The sequence below is a fragment of the Bacillus sp. KICET-3 genome, assembly GCF_033261025.1.
Taxonomy (GTDB): domain Bacteria; phylum Bacillota; class Bacilli; order Bacillales; family Bacillaceae; genus Bacillus; species Bacillus sonorensis.
This window is the reverse complement of record NZ_CP137345.1, coordinates 3132689-3152161: the sequence shown is the minus strand read 5'-3', so window position 1 is coordinate 3152161 and position 19473 is coordinate 3132689. Positions and strand designations below refer to the sequence as shown.

The window sequence follows — 19473 nt, the reverse complement described above, 5'->3', positions numbered from 1 at the left end:
AGAGGAGCAAACATGTATGATTTCAGTCATTATCAGTGGTCATGGCAATTTTCCCTTAGCATTAAAGGAGTCCTCGGGAATGATTTTTGGCGAAGAAGACAACCTGGTCGCGGTGCCGTTTTTAAAAGGAGAAGGCATCCAAACATTGCAGGACAAATATAACCAGGCGCTAAAGGATATTCCGGAGGAACATGAGGTGCTTTTTTTGGTCGATATTTTTGGAGGCACCCCCTATAATGCGGCCACCCCTTTCATTGTGAAGGACCAAAGAATCGATATGGCCGCGGGAGTGAACCTGCCGATTTTGCTGGAAGCATTAGGCCTGAGAGCACATATGCCGCTCAAGGAATTGCTAAATAAATTGAAAACCATCAGTCAAGAAAGCTTTCAAGTCTGCAGCGAACATTTAGAAAAAATGAAGATCACCGCCAATCATGAAAGAGAGGATGAACTACTATGAAGATTGTATTAGCCAGAATCGATGACCGCTTTATCCACGGGCAAGTATTGACAAGGTGGATTAAAATCCATGCAGCTGATCGGATCATCGTGGTGTCAGATGATGTTGCAGCAGATGACATGAGAAAAACGCTGATTCTTTCTGTCGCCCCTTCAAACGTCAAAGCCAGCGCCGTTTCTATATCCAAAATGGCAAAGGCATTTCATAGTCCGCGCTATGAAGATACAACAGCGATGCTTTTATTTGAAAACCCGAGCGACATTGTCTCTCTCATTGAAGCGGGCGTCCCCATCAAAACCGTCAATGTCGGAGGCATGCGTTTCGAGAATAACCGCAAGCAGATTACAAAATCGGTAAGTGTAACCGAAAAAGATATAGAAGCGTTTGAAACATTACATGAATTAGGTGTGAAACTCGAATTGAGGCAGCTCCCTTCAGATGCCAGCGAAGACTTTATGCAGATTTTAAGAAGCGTAACAAAATCTTAAAGGGGGATGAGATGATGTCTACTATACAAATTATTTTGTTGTTAATCATTGCAGCCATTACCGGTATAGGAAGTGTTTTGGATGAAGGGCAGACACACCGTCCGCTGATCGCCTGCACATTGGTCGGTTTGGTGCTCGGGGATTTAAAAACGGGAATCATTTTGGGCGGAACCCTTGAGCTGATGGCGTTGGGCTGGATGAATGTCGGGCTTGCCATGGCGCCGGACACAGCCATCGCTTCTGTGATTTCAACCATTTTAGTCATTACTGCCGATCAGGGGATCGGCGAAGGAATTGCCGTCGCCGTCGCTTTGGCCGCAGCAGGGCAAGCGCTGACCATTTTTGTCCGTACGCTCACAGTCTTTTTGATTCACCGCGCTGACAAATATGCCAAGGATGGAAATATGAAAGGAATTGAAATCATGCATATCACCGCTATGGTGTTTCAGGCGCTCAGAGTCATGATTCCGACATTGATTGTAGCATTGATCAGCGTCAGCGCCGTTCAGGCTTTCCTGGGAAATATTCCTGAAGTCATCACAAAAGGTTTGCAGGTGGGCGGAGGAATTATCGTTGTCGTAGGGTACGCGATGGTGATCAATATGATGAACATTCCGTATTTGAAGCCTTTCTTCTATATCGGCTTTTTATTGGCGGCATTTACCGACTTCAATTTGGTTGGATTCGGCGCTCTGGGACTATGCCTGGCGCTCTTATATCAACAAGTCATGCAAAAAAACAGCGCCCAGGGAGCAGTCGCCGCAGCAGCGGACAACAACCTGGCCGTCTATGATGACGATGACGACCTTGATGCCTAAACAATGAGGAGGGACATATAGGAATGGAGACAGAAAAAAGATTAACCAAAAAAGAAATATTCAGCATGTTTATTCGTTCGAATTTTTTGCTCGGCTCATTTAACTTTGAGCGTGTGCAGGCATTGGGATACTGCTATGTGATGATCCCGGCGATTAAAAAATTGTACGGCCCGGGGGCGAAAAGAAATGAAGCATTGCAGCGCCACCTCGAATGGTTCAATACACATCCGTGGCTGACAGCGCCCATTTTCGGTGTGTCGGCTGCCATGGAAGAAGAGATGGCCAACAAAAAAGGGATAGATGCAAAAGCCATCAGCGGCATGAAAATCGGTTTAATGGGGCCGCTGGCGGGTGTAGGCGACCCGATTTTCTGGGGAACATTGCGCCCGGTATTGGCGGCTTTGGGAGCCTCGCTCGCTCTGGGGGGAAATATAGCCGGACCTTTGCTGTTCTTTTTCTTAATCAATGCCATAAGATTAAGTACAAAATATTATGGCTTAAAGTACGGCTATGTCAAAGGCATGGAGATTTTGCAGGATTTGGTTGGAAATCGCATTCAAAAACTGACGGAAGGCGCTTCAATACTCGGATTGTTTGTGATGGGGGCGCTCGTCTCCAAGTGGACCACCATCAACATTCCGATCGTCGTCTCCAGAATTAAGAATGATTCCGGGAAAGTTGACGTTCAAACTGTGCAAAATATTTTGGACAGCATTATGCCGGGAGTGCTGCCGTTAGGATTGACGCTGCTCGTAGCGTGGATGCTGCGCAAAGGAGTGAATCCGCTCCTCATTATACTTGGCATTTTTATGATCGGTATTCTTGGCTATTGGGCTGGAGTCCTGAAATAAGCGCTTTAGTTGAACGTATAAGGCCTTTTTCTGATTATTATAATCGCAAATTTGTTACACACGCTGCCCCGGCATATGTGCTGGGGGGCGGTTATGCGGCGCAAGTACGGCGCAGTTTTGTCAGCCGCTGGTCATCACAGTAACAGTCGATATGCTTATACAACAGGAAGCGGGCCGGAAACAAGAAGGGAAAAGAAAGGAGAGAATCATGAGAATGAAAAAGAAACTGGTTCAAATGGGAGCTATGTTGATGTTTTTGCTGCCTGGAGCACTTCCTGTTGAAGCAGTCGACCCAAGCTATTATGATGAAGACCATCGGCCGCAATATCATTTCACTCCTGAAGCAAACTGGATGAATGATCCAAACGGAATGGTTTATTACGCAGGGGAATATCATCTGTTTTATCAATATCACCCCTATGGCCTGCAGTGGGGACCGATGCATTGGGGCCATGCGGTAAGCAAGGATCTGGTTCATTGGAAGCACCTTCCTGTTGCCTTGCATCCAGATGAAAATGGAACGATTTTTTCCGGCAGCGCAGTCGTCGATTGGAATAATACAACCGGTTTTCAGACCGGAGCGGAGAAGCCGCTGGTCGCGGTATATACGCAGGACCGCGAAGGGCACCAAGTGCAAAGCATCGCCTACAGCAATGATAAAGGAAGAACATGGAAGAAATACCCCGGTAACCCGGTCATTCCGAACCCGGGAAAAAAGGATTTTCGCGATCCGAAAGTTTTTTGGCATGAAGAGACAAAAAAGTGGGTGATGGTGCTTGCGGCCGGGGATCGGATCCTGATTTATACATCTCCCAACCTGAAAGAATGGGTCTATGCAAGTGAATTCGGAGAGGGTCAGGGCAGTCACGGAGGGGTGTGGGAATGCCCGGATTTGTTTGAGCTTCCTGTGGACGGAAATCCGCATCAGAAGAAATGGGTGATGCAAGTCAGTGTTGGAAACGGGGCTGTATCAGGAGGATCGGGGATGCAGTATTTTGTCGGCGACTTTAACGGAACCGCTTTCAAAAATGAAAATCCTTCAAGCCAAGTTTTATGGACGGACTACGGCAAAGATTTTTACGCGGCTGTTACTTGGTCTGACATACCGTCTTCAGACGGCAGACGGCTCTGGTTAGGGTGGATGAGCAATTGGCAATATGCCAATGATGTTCCAACATCTCCGTGGAGAGGAGCGGCGACGATTCCAAGACAGCTAGAATTGAAAACGCTTTCCGAAGGGATCAGAGTTGTTCAAACCCCGATAAGAGAGCTGCACTCAATCAGAGGAGCCTTCAGAGAGTGGAACCATAAGGTCATATCTCCTGCGAGCGGTCAGTTGTTGGCGGGTCTGTCAGGTGATGCCTATGAAATAAATGCAGAATTTCAAATAAACAGCGGCATGGCTTCTGAATTTGGTTTTAAAGTTCGAAAGGGAGATGATCAATATACGAAAATCGGCTATCATCCAAACAGCGCCGCTCTGTTTGTCGACCGCAGCCAATCCGGAAGGGCCGACTTTCATCCAGGCTTTAACACCGGAAAACAAACCGCTCCATTACGGCCGGTGAATGGGAAGGTGAAGATGCGCATTTTTGTCGACCGTTCTTCAGTCGAAGTGTTTGGAAACGATGGACAGCAGGTAATCACCGACATCATTCTCCCGGATAAATCGAGCAAAGGGCTTGAGGTGTACGCTTCAAACGGTTTTGTAAAGTTAAACTCCTTGACGATTCATCCTATAAATAAGGTATGGGGACAGTCGCCGTTTACATCCAATTTGGCCGGCTGGACGACCGTAAACGGCGTGTGGGCCGACACTATTGAAGGAAAACAAGGGCGCTCTGACGGCGATTCCTTTATTACATCTTCAGCATCGGGAACGGACTTCACTTATGAATCCGATATATTGATTAAAGATGGAAATGGAAGAGGGGCGGGAGCGCTTGTGTTTCGAGCGGATCAAGACGTTAAAAACGGCTATCTGGCAAATGTGGATGCCAAACATGACGTCGTCAAATTTTTTAAATTTGAGAACGGGGCAGCCACCGTCATTGCCGAACACCAGACACCGATCGATGTCAATCGAAAATATCATCTTAAAACGGTTGCTGACGGTTCCAACTTCAACATTTATTTGGATGGCCGCCTGGTCATAGACGCTGATGACCACACATTTTCAAATGGAAGATTTGGTTTGAACGTATGGGAGGCGACGGCAGTCTTTCAGAATGTTTACGCCAATCAATGACAAAAGGCCGGGATGTTTGATCCCGGCCTTAATGCCTTCATAGGATGCGGTCTTTACGGCTGAACCAGCTTTGAATAAAGTGATATGGCCCGGCATATGCTGGTCTATACAAGTCGTATTGGCTATAGCGCTTTGGCCGGCGTTTTTGGAAATGAATCATGGGACAAAACGCGCTTGCCTATTATTATTGAAAATCAACCCACACCGAGCCTTGTCCTGCTGAACGCACGCAATTTTCAACCCAGCGCATTCCCTCAATACCGGCATCGATATCAGGATAAACCAGGCTTTTTAACGTTTCTTCATCTCCGCGGTTTTTAGCGTCAATCGCGATGGCAAATTTCAAATAAATATTGGCCCATGCTTCAGACAGTCCTTCAGTATGCAGGGCGCCCAGCCGTTCATCCGCATTGCAGCGGCTGTCCAAATAAGGCATGGCGCGAACGAGCGTCTGAATCGGCTCTCCCTGCACTTCATATGTCAGCTCGTTCGGTTTGCTGTCCCACCATTCCAGACTTGCTTTCGAGCCGACGATTCTGATTCTGTGACCATCCATACACCCGGCGTTGATCGAGGAGGTCCACATCGTCCCGACCGCTCCGTTTTCATAATGCATCAGGACGTAGGCGTTGTCCTCGAGCGGAGCGCGATTTTTGACGAAGCTCTGGCGGTCACACAGCAGCTCTTTTATCTTTATATGAGGCATAATGAGCTGCGACATATAATAGGTATGGGTGGACAGATCGCCCAGCACAAAGCTTGGTCCGGCGATTGCAGGGTCGACGCGCCATTTTTGCGCGTCGCTTGTTTTTTCAACTTCATCTGTTGCGCTGAATCCGTGTGTATACTGCAAATCGACCACGCGAATATCGCCGATTTGCCCCTGTTCAATCATGGCACGCATTTGAAGCAGCATTTGATTGCCGGAAAAACCGTACGTCACGCCGATAACTTTTCCTTTTTCCTCCGCAAGGGCTTTTATTTCATAACCCTCTTCTGAGGTGAAAAACAGCGGCTTTTCACAGGTGACATGCAAATCCGCTTCAAGCGCCGCCTTGCAGATTTCATAATGGGTGCGGTTCGGAGTGGCAATCGAGACAACCTCTATGCCATCGTCCCGCTTGGCTTCTTCTGCAAACATCGTTTGATAGTCAGGATAACAGCGCTCCGCACTCACTCCGAGGTTCATCCCGAAGTCTTTTCCTCTTTCAGCATCGATATCAAATGCACCGGCTGTTAATCGAAAGGCTGTATTGTCTCTCAGGGCGCCTGTGCGATGCTTATATCCAACCTGGCTGAGCCTTCCTCCGCCTACCATTGCCCAGCGCAAAGGCCTTGAAATGATCTTTTCTCCATTCAGCATGATGGCAACCTCCTATTGGCTGATTGTTTGCTTTAATGCTTTGATCGATGTTCTGATGCCAGCTTCCGGTGACATCGTGAGATCCTCCATTTCCAAAGAAACTTCACTGTCATAACCCATCATTTTCACGACTGAGAAAAATTCTTTCCACCACTGCAAATCCTGTCCGCATCCGACAGCTACATAATTCCACGCCCGATTGGCCGTGTCAGTCACTTCCTTTGTTTCTAAGACGCCGTTTACGGCGGCTACTTGTCTTTCAATTCTGACATCTTTGCCGTGGACATGATGAATGGCCTCTCCCAGTTCTCTTGCAGCGATGATTGGATCTGCCCCCATCCATAATAGGTGGCTTGGATCAAGGTTCAGCCCGACGATCGGGCCGACCGCGTTTCGAAGCCGAAAGAGCGTCTCAGGATTATAGACTAATTGAGAGCTGAAATTTTCCAATGCGATTTTTTCAACGCCGCAGCTTTCCGCTTTTTTGACAAGCTTTTTCCAGTAAGGGACCGCGACTTCTTCCCACTGGTAGGTTAAGATTTCTTTTAAGACAGGCGGCCAGCTCACCGTGTATGTAATCCAGTTCGGCGTTTTGTCCTCAGGACTTCCGGCCGGCAAACCGCTCATCATGATGACTTTTTTGATGCCTAATAATCCCGCAAGCTCCATCGTTTTTTCTGTGACTTCCCTGTGTTCTCTGCCCAGATCTCCCGGATCTAAAGGATTTCCGGAGCAATTTAAGGCGCAAAGCGTCATATTCCGTTTTTCCAGCGCCTCTGCAAATTCGCGCCTTTTATCGCTGCTTTGCAGCAATTCATCGAGATTTAAGTGGGGAGCGGGTGACCAGCCGCCGGTTGTCATTTCCAGCGTATCAATGCCAAGTTCTGCAGCAGCGTCAAGCATTTCTTCAAAAGGCAAATGCCCTAAACTGTCGGTTACATAAGATAGTTTCATTGAAGTATTCCTCCTCAGGATTTGTAATCGCTTTCTTTTTAAGATTATAAAGTAACGAGATTTGTCTCGTCTTTATCAGATAGAGACATTCTTTTGTCGTTTCAGGACATCATTTCTTTCAAATCACGATTTGCCGGCGTGAAATACGGTCATTTTTGAATCTTTGTAAAGCGACCGGAAAAGCCCGGGGGAGCTTCCGATCTTGGCGGCAAATACACGTGTGAAATAGTGGACGGTAAAACCGATTTCTTCCGCGATTTCTTTGATCGATAAGTCCGTTGTTTTCAGCAATTCAGCAGCTTTAACGATTTTTTCGTTTTGCACGAATTCCGAGTAGCTGACGCCGAGCTCTGCTGAAAATAAACGGGACAAGTGCCTTCCTGAAATATGAAAGTGATGTGCGACATCTTTCAGCTTTAATGATTGTGACAGGTTGTCTTGAATATGCAGCTTGACTTCAGTCAATAGTGCTGAAGATGTTTGAATAGGCTGCTGCATCGGGTGGTGGGCAGAGGGGAGAATGGTTTGAATTAATGACAGGATTAAAGCCTGCGACAGATCCCCCAGGATCTCTTTACAAAATGCTTTTACGGGCTGCGCCGCTTGCAGCATTAACGTTTTCCAAAGCATGCACGGCGCTTCTTCATCTTTTGCATAGACTGTCACATTGCCGCTTTGCTTCACCTCCTCGATCACTTTGATCCATTCAGCGCTTGAATTTTCTTCGTTTATCTCAAAGCCGACATAAAGGATAACCAGCCCGGTCTCGCTTTTGATTTGGTGCAATATTTCCGGCCTTGACATAAAAATCGTATTCTCCTTAAGCGGATATGTACAACCGCGTTCAAGATAATAGCCGTCTCCTTTTACCACATAACAAATTTCAAAAAAAGAATGCTTATGCACCAGCGTATGATAGTGATTGGGCATAGCTCCCCAATAATGGACGTAAAATGAAGCGCCGTTTGGCTCTAAGTGATGCACGTATTGGTTTAAAACCGTTCTGCCTGAAACAAGGTGATTCACATTCATGTAAACGCCTCCTGATCCCCTTTAAGTTGTCGTTTTTCTCATCATACCAAGGCGGGGGAAAATAAAACATCCCCTTGTCAGGCAAAGGGGTGATGATGCAGCAAAAGAGAAGATATGGGGAGGAAACGGAGTCTTCTAATCGGGCGTTTTTCCGTCTCTATTAAACAAAAATTAAGATAAAAAACTAATAATTGACAACGTTTTCATGCTGGCTTACACTTAGTTTGATGAATAAACAAAGTTCAAGCGTTAGAAGGTGGTAAAAATTGACCTGCTTAACTTGTGCAGGGTCAAAATCTAATTTTATGATCCTAGTGAAAAAGATTTGATACAGCCTAGCGACATTGATTTAGCATACAGCGAATAAATTTTCCCACCAATATTCCTACCGTGGCTCAGCGTCTGGTCACACAGTTCAAGCTCTTATTCCCCAGTTTAAGAAAGTTATTTTTTCTGAAAATTCAAAATGCATATAGGCTATATTGGGGGTGGCGCAAAGGCTGTCGATTCCAACTGTTTCTCCAACAAGAGCCGGCTTGTCCTATGGTTGTGCATACTTTCAAACTTGTAGGTTTGTTCCTGAGACTAAATAAAGCCCCTTTTGAAAGGCTTTTAAGGAGGAAAGAATCATGGCGAGTGAAAATGTAAAAAAGGTGAGTATGTTTGAGAAATCCGGCTACGCTTCTGGAGATTTAGCGTGTAATTTAATTTACACGACAGTTTCAACGTATCTTTTATTTTTCTATACTGATGTTTATGGTTTGTCAGCAGCCGCTGCCGGTACAATGTTTTTGGTTGTTCGGATTATTGATGCACTGGCCGATCCTTTTATCGGAACAATAGTAGACCGGACAAACAGCAAATTCGGGCGTTTTAGGCCTTATCTGCTGTTTGGCGCATTTCCGCTGTCAGTACTTGCCATCCTCTGTTTCACAACCCCGGATTTTTCCGATACGGGCAAATTAATCTACGCCTATATCACGTATGTCGGCTTATCACTCACATATACGACGATCAATGTTCCATATGGTGCATTAACGTCTGCGATGACCAGAGATAACCAGGAGGTCGTCAGCATTACTTCTGTTCGGATGGTCTTCGCCAATCTTGGCGGACTCATCGTATCTTTTTTTGTTCCTCTATTGTCTGCCTATTTAGGTGATGCGACTGGAAACACCGCTCTTGGCTGGCAGCTGACGATGAGCATGTTGGGGATCATCGGCGCCTGTCTATTAATCTTTTGTTTTAAAAGTACAAAAGAACGGGTCACACTGCAAAAGCCGGACGAAAAAAATAAATTCTCAGATATATTCGAGCAATTTCGGGTGAATCGCCCATTAGTTGTCCTCAGCATTTTCTTTATCATTATCTTTGGCGTCAACTCTATCAGCAATTCTGTTGGGATTTACTACATGACGTACAATGTGGGCAGAGAAGACCTTGTGAAATGGTACGGCTTGCTGGGGAGCCTCCCTGCATTGGCGATTCTGCCGTTTATTCCCCGAATCAATAAATGGCTGGGAAAGAGAAAACTCTTAAATGCCGCTTTATTATTGAACATCATCGGACTTTTGGCCATTCTCATCATTCCGCCAAGCAATGTGTTTCTCGTGCTCTTCTTTCGTGTCATTGCCGCAATAGGAAGTGTTACCGCAGGGGGGTATATGTGGGCGCTTATTCCTGAAACAATCGAATACGGCGAATATAAGACAGGAAAACGTTTGGGCGGATTGATTTATGCCATTATCGGCTTCTTTTTTAAGTTTGGCATGGCGCTCGGCGGAATCGTTCCGGGGCTTATATTGGACAAGTTCGGCTATGTTGCAGGTCAGGTTCAATCGCCTGAAGCGTTGACAGGAATCTTAATCACGACAACTGTCATTCCTGTTATTTTCCTGATCTTAGCGATGATCGACATCAACTTCTACAATTTGAGCGAAGAAAAATATGCAAAAGTCGTACGTGAATTAGAGAATAGGGAAAAAGTCTACTTGGATCATATCAATGAGTTTAAGATAGATTAATCATTTGTGAAATTGCAGACAAATATGTAAGGAGGAATGAAGATGAAAATTATCAATCCGGTGCTGAAAGGCTTCAATCCCGATCCAAGCATATGCAGAGTCGGTGAGGATTATTATATAGCTGTATCCACCTTTGAATGGTTTCCAGGGGTGCAAATCCATCATTCAAAAGATTTGGTGAATTGGCATTTGATCGCCCATCCGCTGCAGAGGGTTTCGCAATTGGATATGAAAGGAAATCCCAACTCGGGCGGAGTATGGGCGCCTTGCCTAAGCTACAGCGATGACAGGTTCTGGCTTATATATACGGATGTAAAGGTTGTGGATGGAGCATGGAAAGACTGCCATAACTATTTAGTCACATCGGAAACCGTTGATGGGGATTGGGGGGAGCCGGTTAAACTAAACAGTTCCGGCTTTGATGCTTCTTTGTTTCATGATGATGACAGAAGGAAATATCTGTTAAATATGCTGTGGGATCATCGAATCGACCGCCATTCATTTGGGGGCATTGTGATGCAGGAATATTCCGCAGAGGAAAAAAAATTAATCAATCATCCGAAAATCATTTTTAAAGGTTCAGATATCAAACTGACTGAAGCGCCGCACCTTTATCATATCGGGGATTATTACTATTTATTAACAGCAGAAGGAGGAACAAGGTTCGAACATGCCGCTACAATTGCCAGGTCAAAACATATCGAAGGTCCGTATGAAGTTCATCCGGATAACCCCATTTTAACGTCTTGGCATGCCCCTGGAAATCCATTGCAAAAATGCGGACATGCATCAATTGTCCAAACACATACAGGTGAGTGGTATTTAGCGCATTTAGCCGGACGTCCCATTCATCCTGATGATGACTCGATTATACACCAAAGAGGATATTGTCCTTTGGGCAGAGAAACAGCGATTCAAAAATTGGAGTGGGAAGACGGATGGCCTTATGTGGCGGGCGGAAAAGAGGGGAGTGTGGAGGTGGAAGCGCCCCGCATATCCGAAACGAAGTTTCCGCCGACATATCCGGAAATCGACAAATTCGAAGCTTCGACATTAAATATTAACTTTCAGACATTGCGGATCCCGTTTACGAAAGAATTAGGCTCATTAACCGAAAGGCCGAACCATTTGCGCTTATTTGGCCATGAATCACTGACATCTACATTTACCCAGGCATTTGTAGCAAGACGTTGGCAAAGCCTCTGTTTTATAGCGGAAACTGCTGTTGAATTTTACCCGGAGAACTTTCAGCAAGCGGCTGGATTGGTGAATTACTACAACACAGAGAACTGGACGGCTCTTCAAATCACTTATGATGAAGATCTTGGCCGCATTCTGGATGTTACGATATGCGACAACTTTTCATTTTCACAACCCCTAAAAGAAAAAATTGTCATCCCGCCTGACATACAATATGTTTATTTAAGAGTAAATGTTGAACAGGAAAAATATAATTACTCCTATTCCTTTAATAAAGAAGACTGGCATAAAATCGAGATTGTACTAGAGTCCAAAAAATTGTCGGATGATTATATTCGCGGCGGAGGGTTCTTCACAGGAGCTTTTGTAGGCATGCAATGTCAAGATACGAGCGGTGCGAATAAACATGCCGATTTTTCCTATTTTACGTATAAAGAGCTGTAAATGGAGTCGTTGTTGGGAGAATGTCACACCATGCGGTTAACCTTCTTTTTTTAGAAGCGTATACTCAGCACGACCATCTCAACTCCTGCGAGTTTCCGGCTGTGTTTTATAGCTGTTTCCCGGAACCCGAAGGGCATCAATCGCATTGGCACGCAAAAGGATGAAATCTGACAAATTTCATCCTTTTTTTGCGGTTGTTCCGTGAGATTTTTCAATATATAAATCAATAAAGGAAATGGAATGAATAAAACTTGAAGCAGGAACGGTAAGCAAAGTCCGCGCTTTATAACCAGCCGAATCTCTCCCTTCATATCTCAGCAGGAATCGGCGAAGCAGAGAGCAGCCCCCTCGTTTTTTTGTCGTCTCGAATGTCTTTCCCAATCCCCCCTCCGTGCTGTTAAAACTGATCAAACATAGAAGTCCCGGTTTCCTTCGCGATTTCCCGCATCAGCTTTTTATGGCCTGGGGAGATCATTCCATCTTATAAAAAGCTGGCATGGATCTTGCATTATTTTTTGGTAGATTGATTCTAGAAGGAGGCCGTCATTTATGGAGTAATATGCCGCATATTGAAAACGCTTTCGTTAACAGCATATTGTTTCAGGCTTATGGATTATCAATTTTTAAGGAGAGAATTCAGATGTCACCAACTAATCCATTAACATCAGAAACAAAGGAATCTTTGAACCTACTTCATTCTACACAAACCATTATCAAAAGAGCATTGCGTAAATTAGGTTATGCCGAAGATGTATATGAACTGATGAAAGAACCGGTACGTACATTGACAGTCCGTATTCCAGTCAAAATGGATAATGGGTCTGTCAAGGTTTTTACCGGTTATCGTTCTCAACATAATGATGCGATCGGGCCTACTAAAGGGGGAGTCAGATTTCATCCCGATGTGCATGAGGATGAGGTCAAGGCGCTGGCCATCTGGATGACTTTAAAGTGCGGGATTACCAATCTTCCGTACGGCGGAGGAAAAGGAGGCATTATTTGTGATCCCAGAAGCATGTCTTTTGGTGAATTAGAAAGGCTTAGCCGCGGATATGTTCGAGCCATCAGCCAGATTGTCGGACCTACCAAAGATATCCCGGCTCCTGATGTCTATACCAACTCGCAAATCATGGCTTGGATGATGGATGAATACAGCCGTCTCAGGGAATTTGATTCTCCGGGCTTTATTACAGGGAAACCGCTTGTTTTAGGAGGATCTCATGGACGCGAAACGGCCACAGCAAGCGGCGTGACCATTTGTATTGAAGAAGCGGTGAAACGAAAAGGTATTTCCTTGAAAGGAGCCCGGATCATTATTCAGGGCTTCGGAAATGCAGGGAGTTTTATTGCAAAGTTTATGCATCATGCCGGAGCGAAAGTCATTGGCATTTCGGATGCATATGGAGCGCTTTATGATCCTACAGGTCTTGACATCGAATATTTGCTTGATAGACGCGACAGCTTCGGCACTATTACAAAGCTATTCACAGACGTCATCTCAAATGAAGAATTGCTGGAAAAGGAATGCGATATTCTCGTACCCGCTGCTGTTTCTAATCAAATTAAAATGGAAAATGCGCACCAAATTCAAGCGAAAATTGTTGTAGAGGCTGCCAACGGACCGACCACTCCTGACGCGACACGAGTACTCAATGAAAGAGGCATTCTGCTTGTTCCGGACATCCTGGCCAGTGCTGGAGGTGTGACGGTTTCGTACTTTGAATGGGTGCAAAATAACCAGGGGTACTACTGGTCAGCCGAAGAAGTCGACAAAAAGCTGCGTGAGGTTATGGTGAAATCTTTTCAAAATATATATCAAACGGCAATCACCCATCAAGTCGATATGCGTTTGGCTGCATATATGGAGGGGGTTAGAAAAGTCGCCGAGGCTGCACGCTTTAGAGGATGGGTATAAATATTGTTGTTAAACAATTCGGCCGCAGCAAGTCATGCGGCCGAATTTTACTACAAGGTGCAAAAAAATTATTCGGTCTTCCCGCAAAAAAATCTTCAAATACGCAAAATTTTTTGCATCTATATAATGCCTTTACTGGGATGATTTCGATATTTTTAAGATGAAATGCTAGTCAAAATATCACAAAAAATAGTGGGCATCAATCTTGCATGATCATGATGTGCGGCAAAATAAAATCAAAAAAGGAGGTACCATTCATTTAATGAATGAGCGAAAAGGAAATGCTGAAAATTGGAGGATTTATCGATGTATGAACAAATAAGAAGACTGACGATGGAAGAAAAAGCTGAAAGACTGACAAAATGTTTGGTCAACATTAACAGCATTAACGGAACAGCGGGGGAGGTGAACATAGCCGATTATATCAAACAGATATTGACCAGCTTTCCTTATTTCCAAGAACATCCTGAACAGGTGTGGGAGCAGCTGGTTCCAGGTGATCCGCTTGGACGCAAAAATGTATTTGCGCTTGTAAAGGGAAATCATCATAGCCGGGATACCGTCATTTATCATGCCCATTTAGATACGGTCGGGATAGAAGATTTTGGCGTTCTAAAGGAACATGCCCTTGATCCTGACCATCTTGTCACATATTTCTCCAGCTATGCATTTCATGATGATGTCAGAAAGAACGCTTTGTCGGGTGATTGGATGTTCGGAAGGGGCTCTGTCGATATGCAGAGCGGCATCGCTGTTCATTTGGTCAATATTTTGCACTTTAGCGAGCACCTTGATGAACTGCCGGGGAATATTTTATTTATGGCTAATCCTGATGAAGAAAGTCAGCACGCCGGCATTTTATCTGCAATTTCAGAATTGCGTCGCTTACAGGAAGAAAGAAAGCTTCATTATCTTGCCGCCATCAATACAGATTTTATTACACCGTTATACGATGGCGATCATACGCGCTACATTTATACAGGCGCTGCCGGCAAACTCCTGCCGTGTTTTTACATTTACGGCCGCGAAGTCCATGTGGGGGATACACTGGCAGGCATTGATCCGAATTTTATTGCCTCTGAACTGACAAGCAGAATTCACAATAACATTCACTTGGCTGAACATATTGAAGGGGAGCTGATCATGCCGCCGTCCTGTCTATATCAAAGAGATCATAAAGAGACGTATAATGTCCAGACCGCAGTCAGCAGCTATTTATATTTTAATTATTTTATCTATGAAAAAACCGCCAAAGAAGTCATAGACCAACTGTATCAGGTGGCGGTGGAAGCATGTGCCGATGTAGAGAAAAAACTATCAGAGTATTATGACGATTTTTCGGAACGAACCCGTCTGCCAAAAAAGAATCTATCCTGGAATATTCAAGTTGTCACGCTTGAAAATTATATTGAGGAATTGAAACAAAAGGGATTGGATCCGGTTTCTTGTATTCATAAAACACATCGGCAATATGAGCATCTGGAGCTGCGGATGAGGTGCTTTAAGGTTGTGGAAGCACTGCAAAAACTGGACCCGGAACAATGCGCAAAGGTCATTCTATTTTATGCTCCCCCATATTTGCCCCATAACTATTTGAGAGAGGAAGATGCCCGTGATCGCCAATTGCTGAAGAGTGTGAAGGAAGCCGTTGAGGAGACGGCCGAAAAAACAGGAGAAGTATTCGCATATAAAAAATTCTTCCCCTATTTGGCGGATGGGAGCTTTCTTTCACTCCATGAAACAGAGGAGGAAATCGCTTCATTTACACGTAACTTTCCCGGCTGGGAAACGATTGGCACGATTCCCTTTGAAGATATTCGGCAATTAAATATCCCATCAATTAATATGGGGGTTTACGGGAAGGACGGACATAAATGGACGGAGAGAGTGTACAAGCCTTATACCTTCAAGGTGCTTCCCGAGCTGATCCGAAAAACATCCGTCTATTTGCTTCAGAGTGATCATATGACAAAATCGTCTCTAAGAAGTAAATCAGTCTGGCTGAACACTGCAAATGATGGAGGGATATGATGAGAGAAGGAAATAGGAACAATGAATTGCGGCGAACAATGAAAAGCCGCCACCTGTTTATGATTGCTTTAGGCGGAGTGATTGGCACGGGACTGTTTTTGGGGTCAGGATTTACAATTAGCCAGGCAGGTCCTGGCGGAGCGATTTTGGCTTATATTCTAGGCGGTTTTTTAATGTATCTAGTGATGCTCTGTCTCGGAGAACTGGCGGTTGCCCAGCCTGTATCAGGATCGTTCCAGTCGTATGCCTCGACATACATAGGACCGTCCACAGGATTTATGGTCGGATGGTTATATTGGTTCAGCTGGGCCAATACCGTCGGATTAGAATTCACTTCAGCGGGGATACTTATGCAACGTTGGTTTCCGGAGGCGCCAATTTGGGTTTGGTGTCTGATATTTGGAGTGATGACGTTTTTAATCAATGCATTGTCGGCAAAAAGCTACGCTGAAACCGAATTTTGGTTTTCAAGTATAAAGGTTACGGCCATTGTATTGTTTATTTTGATTGGAGTTGGAGCCATTTTTGGTTTGATTGGTTTTCAAGGGGGACAGCCGGCTCCTTTTTTTGCTAACTTTACATCTGAGGGCGGACTATTCCCCAACGGCTTGCCGGCGGTTCTGTTAACGCTCGTCATGGTCAATTTTTCATTTCAGGGGACAGAAATGGTTGGCATTGCAGCCGGAGAAAGTCAAAATCCCGAAAAAACGCTCCCGCGCTCCATTCGAAATGTCGTGTGGCGCACTTTATTTTTCTTTGTATTGGCTATGTTTGTACTGGTTGCGATTATTCCATATCAGACGGCAGGAGTTGTCGAAAGTCCATTTGTTGCTGTACTGGATAAAGTCGGGATACCGTATTCGGCTGATATGATGAATTTCGTCATTTTAACAGCTGTCTTATCTGTGGCAAATTCAGGTCTATATGCGGCATCCAGAATGCTGTGGTCGCTTTCGAAAAGCGGGATGGGGCCAGAACGGCTGACGCCTTTATCAAAAAAAGGAGTGCCGATCCGCGCATTGGCGGTGACCATTTCGATTTCAGGATTTTCATTGCTGACCAGCGTCGTGGCAGCGGAAACGGTGTACTTGTGGCTCATCTCGATTTCAGGAATGGTTACCATTGTTGTATGGATGTCTATCTGCGCCTCTCAATTTTTCTTCAGGAAACGGTTTATGGCTGAAGGGGGAGACATAAACGAGCTGAAATTTAAGACGCCCTTTTATCCGGCTGTCCCCATCCTTGGATTTGCTCTGTACGGAGCCGTATTGATCAGCCTGATTTTTATACCGGATCAGCGCATCGGACTCTGCTTCGGCGTCCCGTTAATCATCTTCTGCTACGCCTATTATCATCTGAGTATAAAAAAACGAATGAACAGCAGTTCTGCAAAAACAGAGATGGATCATGGCCGATAGAAAGAAAATCTGAAAAAACCGCTTTTAAGCGGTTTTTTCATTTACCCTGCGATTCGATTTTTAAAAGCAATTGATGGATGACATCCGAAATATACGATGGCGCTTGTACCATCCCATTCTTGATCCATTCCTCAATAACACCTGTTACACCAGAAACGATAAATGCTTTTTCTATTTTTCGTTCCATGCTTAGCTCTTCAATCACATTCTAAAGGTCCTTAAATTTTTCGATCGTTACAATGTTCCTTTTCGGCTTGGTTAGCAAAGTGAAAATCTCAGCATTTTGATAAATGTATTCTGTCATTTTTTCTATAAAGGCAAGCATGCTCAGCGGATCATCACTTGGAAAGGAAGCATCATAAAAGCTCCCGAGCTGGTCAAACAGTTCATTCTCAATTTGCTCATCCAGGTCAAAAATATCTTTATAGTGAAGATAAAAAGTCACTCTGCCTAAATCAGAAACGGTTATTTTGTTGATGTCTTTCTCCTGAAGAAGTTTTAAAAATGCCTCTTTAATGGCCCGTCTGTCCTCCATTTGTGAATCTCCATTAATAGACAATTGTTTAGGTGATGTTCATTTATGAACATGAATAGCTTGATTGCCGATTGAAATTGTAATGTGCTCAACATTATAATGAACACATTGTTCATTAGTCAATAAGTGTTCAGTGCAGAAAGGAGGTGTATCAATAATTCATGTCGACGGCAGCAGTCGAGGAGTTACCAAGATGTTTTTAAAAAAATATCACTGGTGAGACTCGAGAAGAAATATCTTTCATTTGTTTTTGAAATGCATAATGACATGACAACATCACATTTTAATAGACATTACGGCTTGTATGTTGCGGGATGGATTTAAAAAGCATAATTAATCTTTATGGTTTATAATGTTAATAAAAGGTTTTGTTAACAAAATTTTCAGGGAGATGGAGGGTGTAACAATGTCTTCAAAACGTGAGTTAAGTTCCGGCATCTTATCTGAAGCACATCTTTCTTCGGCGGCATTTAAACAAGAGGCGTATGAATTATATAAAGAATTGCGCGCATCCCGCCCTGTTTATCCCGTATCTTTGGGAGACCTGGGTGAAGGCTGGCTTATGACGAGATATGATGATGCCATCCAATTATTAAAGGATGCAAGGTTAAAGAAAAACTATGAAAATGTATTTACGGAAAAAGAAGATGAGAGCCGTCCCATGCCGTTGGAAAATGAAGAACCGTTAACAAAGCATATGCTCAACTCAGATCCCCCAGACCACAGCCGCTTAAGGTCCCTTGTTCAGAAAGCATTTACCCCCCGAATGATTTTGCAGCTTGAAGACAGAATTCAACATATCGCTGATTCTTTACTGGACCACGTACAGCCCGATCATTTCATGAACCTTGCAGACGATTTCGCTTTCCCCTTGCCGATTATCGTGATAAGTGAAATGCTTGGCATTCCCCTTGAAGACCGACAAAAATTCAGAGTTTGGTCGCAAGCGGTTATTGACTTTACTGATACCCCTGAAAGCCTCGAAGAAAACAATCATAAAATAGGAGAATTCGCCGAATACCTGGAATATTTAGTTCGGAAAAAAAGGAACGACCCCGCGGAAGATTTAATCAGTGCATTAATCCAGACAGAAAGCGAAGGGACTACATTAAGCACAGAAGAGCTGTATTCGACAATTATGCTGCTGATCGTTGCGGGACATGAAACAACCGTAAACTTAATCACCAATATGATATTTGCACTGCTCCATCACCCCGATCAATTGCAGAAGCTTCGCCAAACCCCCGCTTTGATGGATTCAGCCATAGAAGAGGCGTTGCGCTTTCACAGTCCTGTTGAATTGACCACCCTGCGCTGGGCGTCCGAACCGTTTACATTGCATGGACAAGAGATCAAAAGAAAAGATGTGATCATCATTTCATTAGCCTCTGCCAACCGAGACGAAAAGATGTTTCCGAATGCTGAGATGTTTGATATTGAAAGAAAAAACAACCGCCATATTGCCTTTGGCCACGGCGGACACTTTTGCCTTGGCGCACCGCTTGCCCGTCTGGAAGCAAAGATCGCCATTTCGACATTATTGCGCCGCTGCCCAAATTTACAAATAAAAGGTGAAAGGGGACAGATCAAATGGAAAGGCAACTTTCTGATGAGAGCTTTAGAAGAACTGCCGCTATGCTTCTGATCTTTTGTCTGTTGAGTTTATGACGTAAGAGAATCCGCAGGAATTAA

General features: G+C 44.5%; 16 protein-coding genes. 11 read left to right on the top strand and 5 right to left on the bottom strand.

All coding sequences use genetic code 11. The annotated features are described in order from the left end of the window. Window positions 1–16: 16 nt before the first annotated feature. The 5 genes from levD to R5H20_RS16050 all read left to right on the top strand — a co-directional run bounded on the left by levD (window position 17) and on the right by R5H20_RS16050 (window position 4865). Window positions 17–460: a PTS fructose transporter subunit IIA gene (gene levD / locus R5H20_RS16070; RefSeq protein WP_006637739.1), complete on the top strand. Its 444-nt coding sequence runs from the start codon at window positions 17–19 to the stop codon at window positions 458–460. Further along, window positions 457–948 carry a PTS sugar transporter subunit IIB gene (locus R5H20_RS16065; protein WP_006637738.1) on the top strand — a complete coding sequence of 164 codons (492 nt, stop codon included), beginning with the start codon at window positions 457–459 and terminating at the stop codon, window positions 946–948. Before levD ends, R5H20_RS16065 begins: the two co-directional genes overlap by 4 nt. A gap of 14 nt (window positions 949–962) precedes the next feature. Next, on the top strand, window positions 963–1766 hold the full coding sequence (locus R5H20_RS16060; protein ID WP_006637737.1) for a PTS mannose/fructose/sorbose transporter subunit IIC: 804 nt from the start codon (window positions 963–965) through the stop codon (window positions 1764–1766). A 23-nt stretch (window positions 1767–1789) separates the two neighbouring features. Then, window positions 1790–2617, top strand: coding sequence for a PTS fructose transporter subunit IID (gene levG / locus R5H20_RS16055; RefSeq protein WP_006637736.1), 828 nt, complete (start codon window positions 1790–1792; stop codon window positions 2615–2617). Window positions 2618–2831: 214 nt separating this feature from the next. Continuing rightward, complete coding sequence (locus R5H20_RS16050) at window positions 2832–4865, top strand: glycoside hydrolase family 32 protein (protein WP_006637735.1); 2034 nt, start codon at window positions 2832–2834, stop codon at window positions 4863–4865. A 184-nt stretch (window positions 4866–5049) separates the two neighbouring features. Here the strand turns inward: R5H20_RS16050 and R5H20_RS16045 are convergent, their stop codons facing one another. The 3 genes from R5H20_RS16045 to R5H20_RS16035 form a co-directional block, all read right to left on the bottom strand. Continuing rightward, a complete protein-coding gene (locus R5H20_RS16045) occupies window positions 5050–6231 on the bottom strand; it encodes a Gfo/Idh/MocA family protein (protein ID WP_087962505.1) in 1182 nt (393 codons plus the stop codon). Window positions 6232–6240: 9 nt separating this feature from the next. Then, the gene (locus R5H20_RS16040) at window positions 6241–7182 is read right to left on the bottom strand and encodes a sugar phosphate isomerase/epimerase family protein (RefSeq protein WP_006637733.1); all 942 of its coding nucleotides are present in this window, start codon (window positions 7180–7182) and stop codon (window positions 6241–6243) included. Between the two features lie 123 nt (window positions 7183–7305). Then, entirely contained in the window at window positions 7306–8214 is a 909-nt protein-coding gene (locus tag R5H20_RS16035) for an AraC family transcriptional regulator (protein WP_006637732.1), read from the bottom strand. Between the two features lie 629 nt (window positions 8215–8843). Here R5H20_RS16035 and R5H20_RS16030 point away from each other — a divergent pair. From R5H20_RS16030 to R5H20_RS16010, 5 genes are all read left to right on the top strand, one after another. After that, a complete protein-coding gene (locus R5H20_RS16030) occupies window positions 8844–10238 on the top strand; it encodes an MFS transporter (protein WP_006637731.1) in 1395 nt (464 codons plus the stop codon). A gap of 42 nt (window positions 10239–10280) precedes the next feature. Next, window positions 10281–11882: a xylan 1,4-beta-xylosidase gene (gene xynB, locus R5H20_RS16025; RefSeq protein WP_006637730.1), complete on the top strand. Its 1602-nt coding sequence runs from the start codon at window positions 10281–10283 to the stop codon at window positions 11880–11882. A gap of 640 nt (window positions 11883–12522) precedes the next feature. Next, window positions 12523–13797, top strand: coding sequence for a Glu/Leu/Phe/Val family dehydrogenase (locus R5H20_RS16020; RefSeq protein WP_006637728.1), 1275 nt, complete (start codon window positions 12523–12525; stop codon window positions 13795–13797). A gap of 306 nt (window positions 13798–14103) precedes the next feature. Beyond that, a complete protein-coding gene (locus tag R5H20_RS16015) occupies window positions 14104–15828 on the top strand; it encodes a M20/M25/M40 family metallo-hydrolase (protein ID WP_006637727.1) in 1725 nt (574 codons plus the stop codon). Then, window positions 15828–17246, top strand: coding sequence for an amino acid permease (locus R5H20_RS16010; protein ID WP_006637726.1), 1419 nt, complete (start codon window positions 15828–15830; stop codon window positions 17244–17246). The genes R5H20_RS16015 and R5H20_RS16010 overlap by 1 nt, the downstream gene beginning before the upstream one ends. 37 nt (window positions 17247–17283) lie before the next feature. Here R5H20_RS16010 and R5H20_RS16005 read toward each other — a convergent pair whose 3' ends face one another. Further along, on the bottom strand, window positions 17284–17451 hold the full coding sequence (locus R5H20_RS16005; RefSeq protein WP_224254426.1) for a TetR-like C-terminal domain-containing protein: 168 nt from the start codon (window positions 17449–17451) through the stop codon (window positions 17284–17286). 3 nt (window positions 17452–17454) lie between these two features. Next, window positions 17455–17781 (bottom strand): TetR/AcrR family transcriptional regulator, encoded by a 327-nt coding sequence (locus R5H20_RS16000; protein ID WP_224254425.1) that lies wholly within the window; start codon window positions 17779–17781, stop codon window positions 17455–17457. A gap of 406 nt (window positions 17782–18187) precedes the next feature. Between R5H20_RS16000 and R5H20_RS15995 the strand changes: the two genes are divergently transcribed. After that, window positions 18188–19426 (top strand): cytochrome P450 family protein, encoded by a 1239-nt coding sequence (locus tag R5H20_RS15995; RefSeq protein ID WP_006637725.1) that lies wholly within the window; start codon window positions 18188–18190, stop codon window positions 19424–19426. Window positions 19427–19473: the final 47 nt, after the last annotated feature.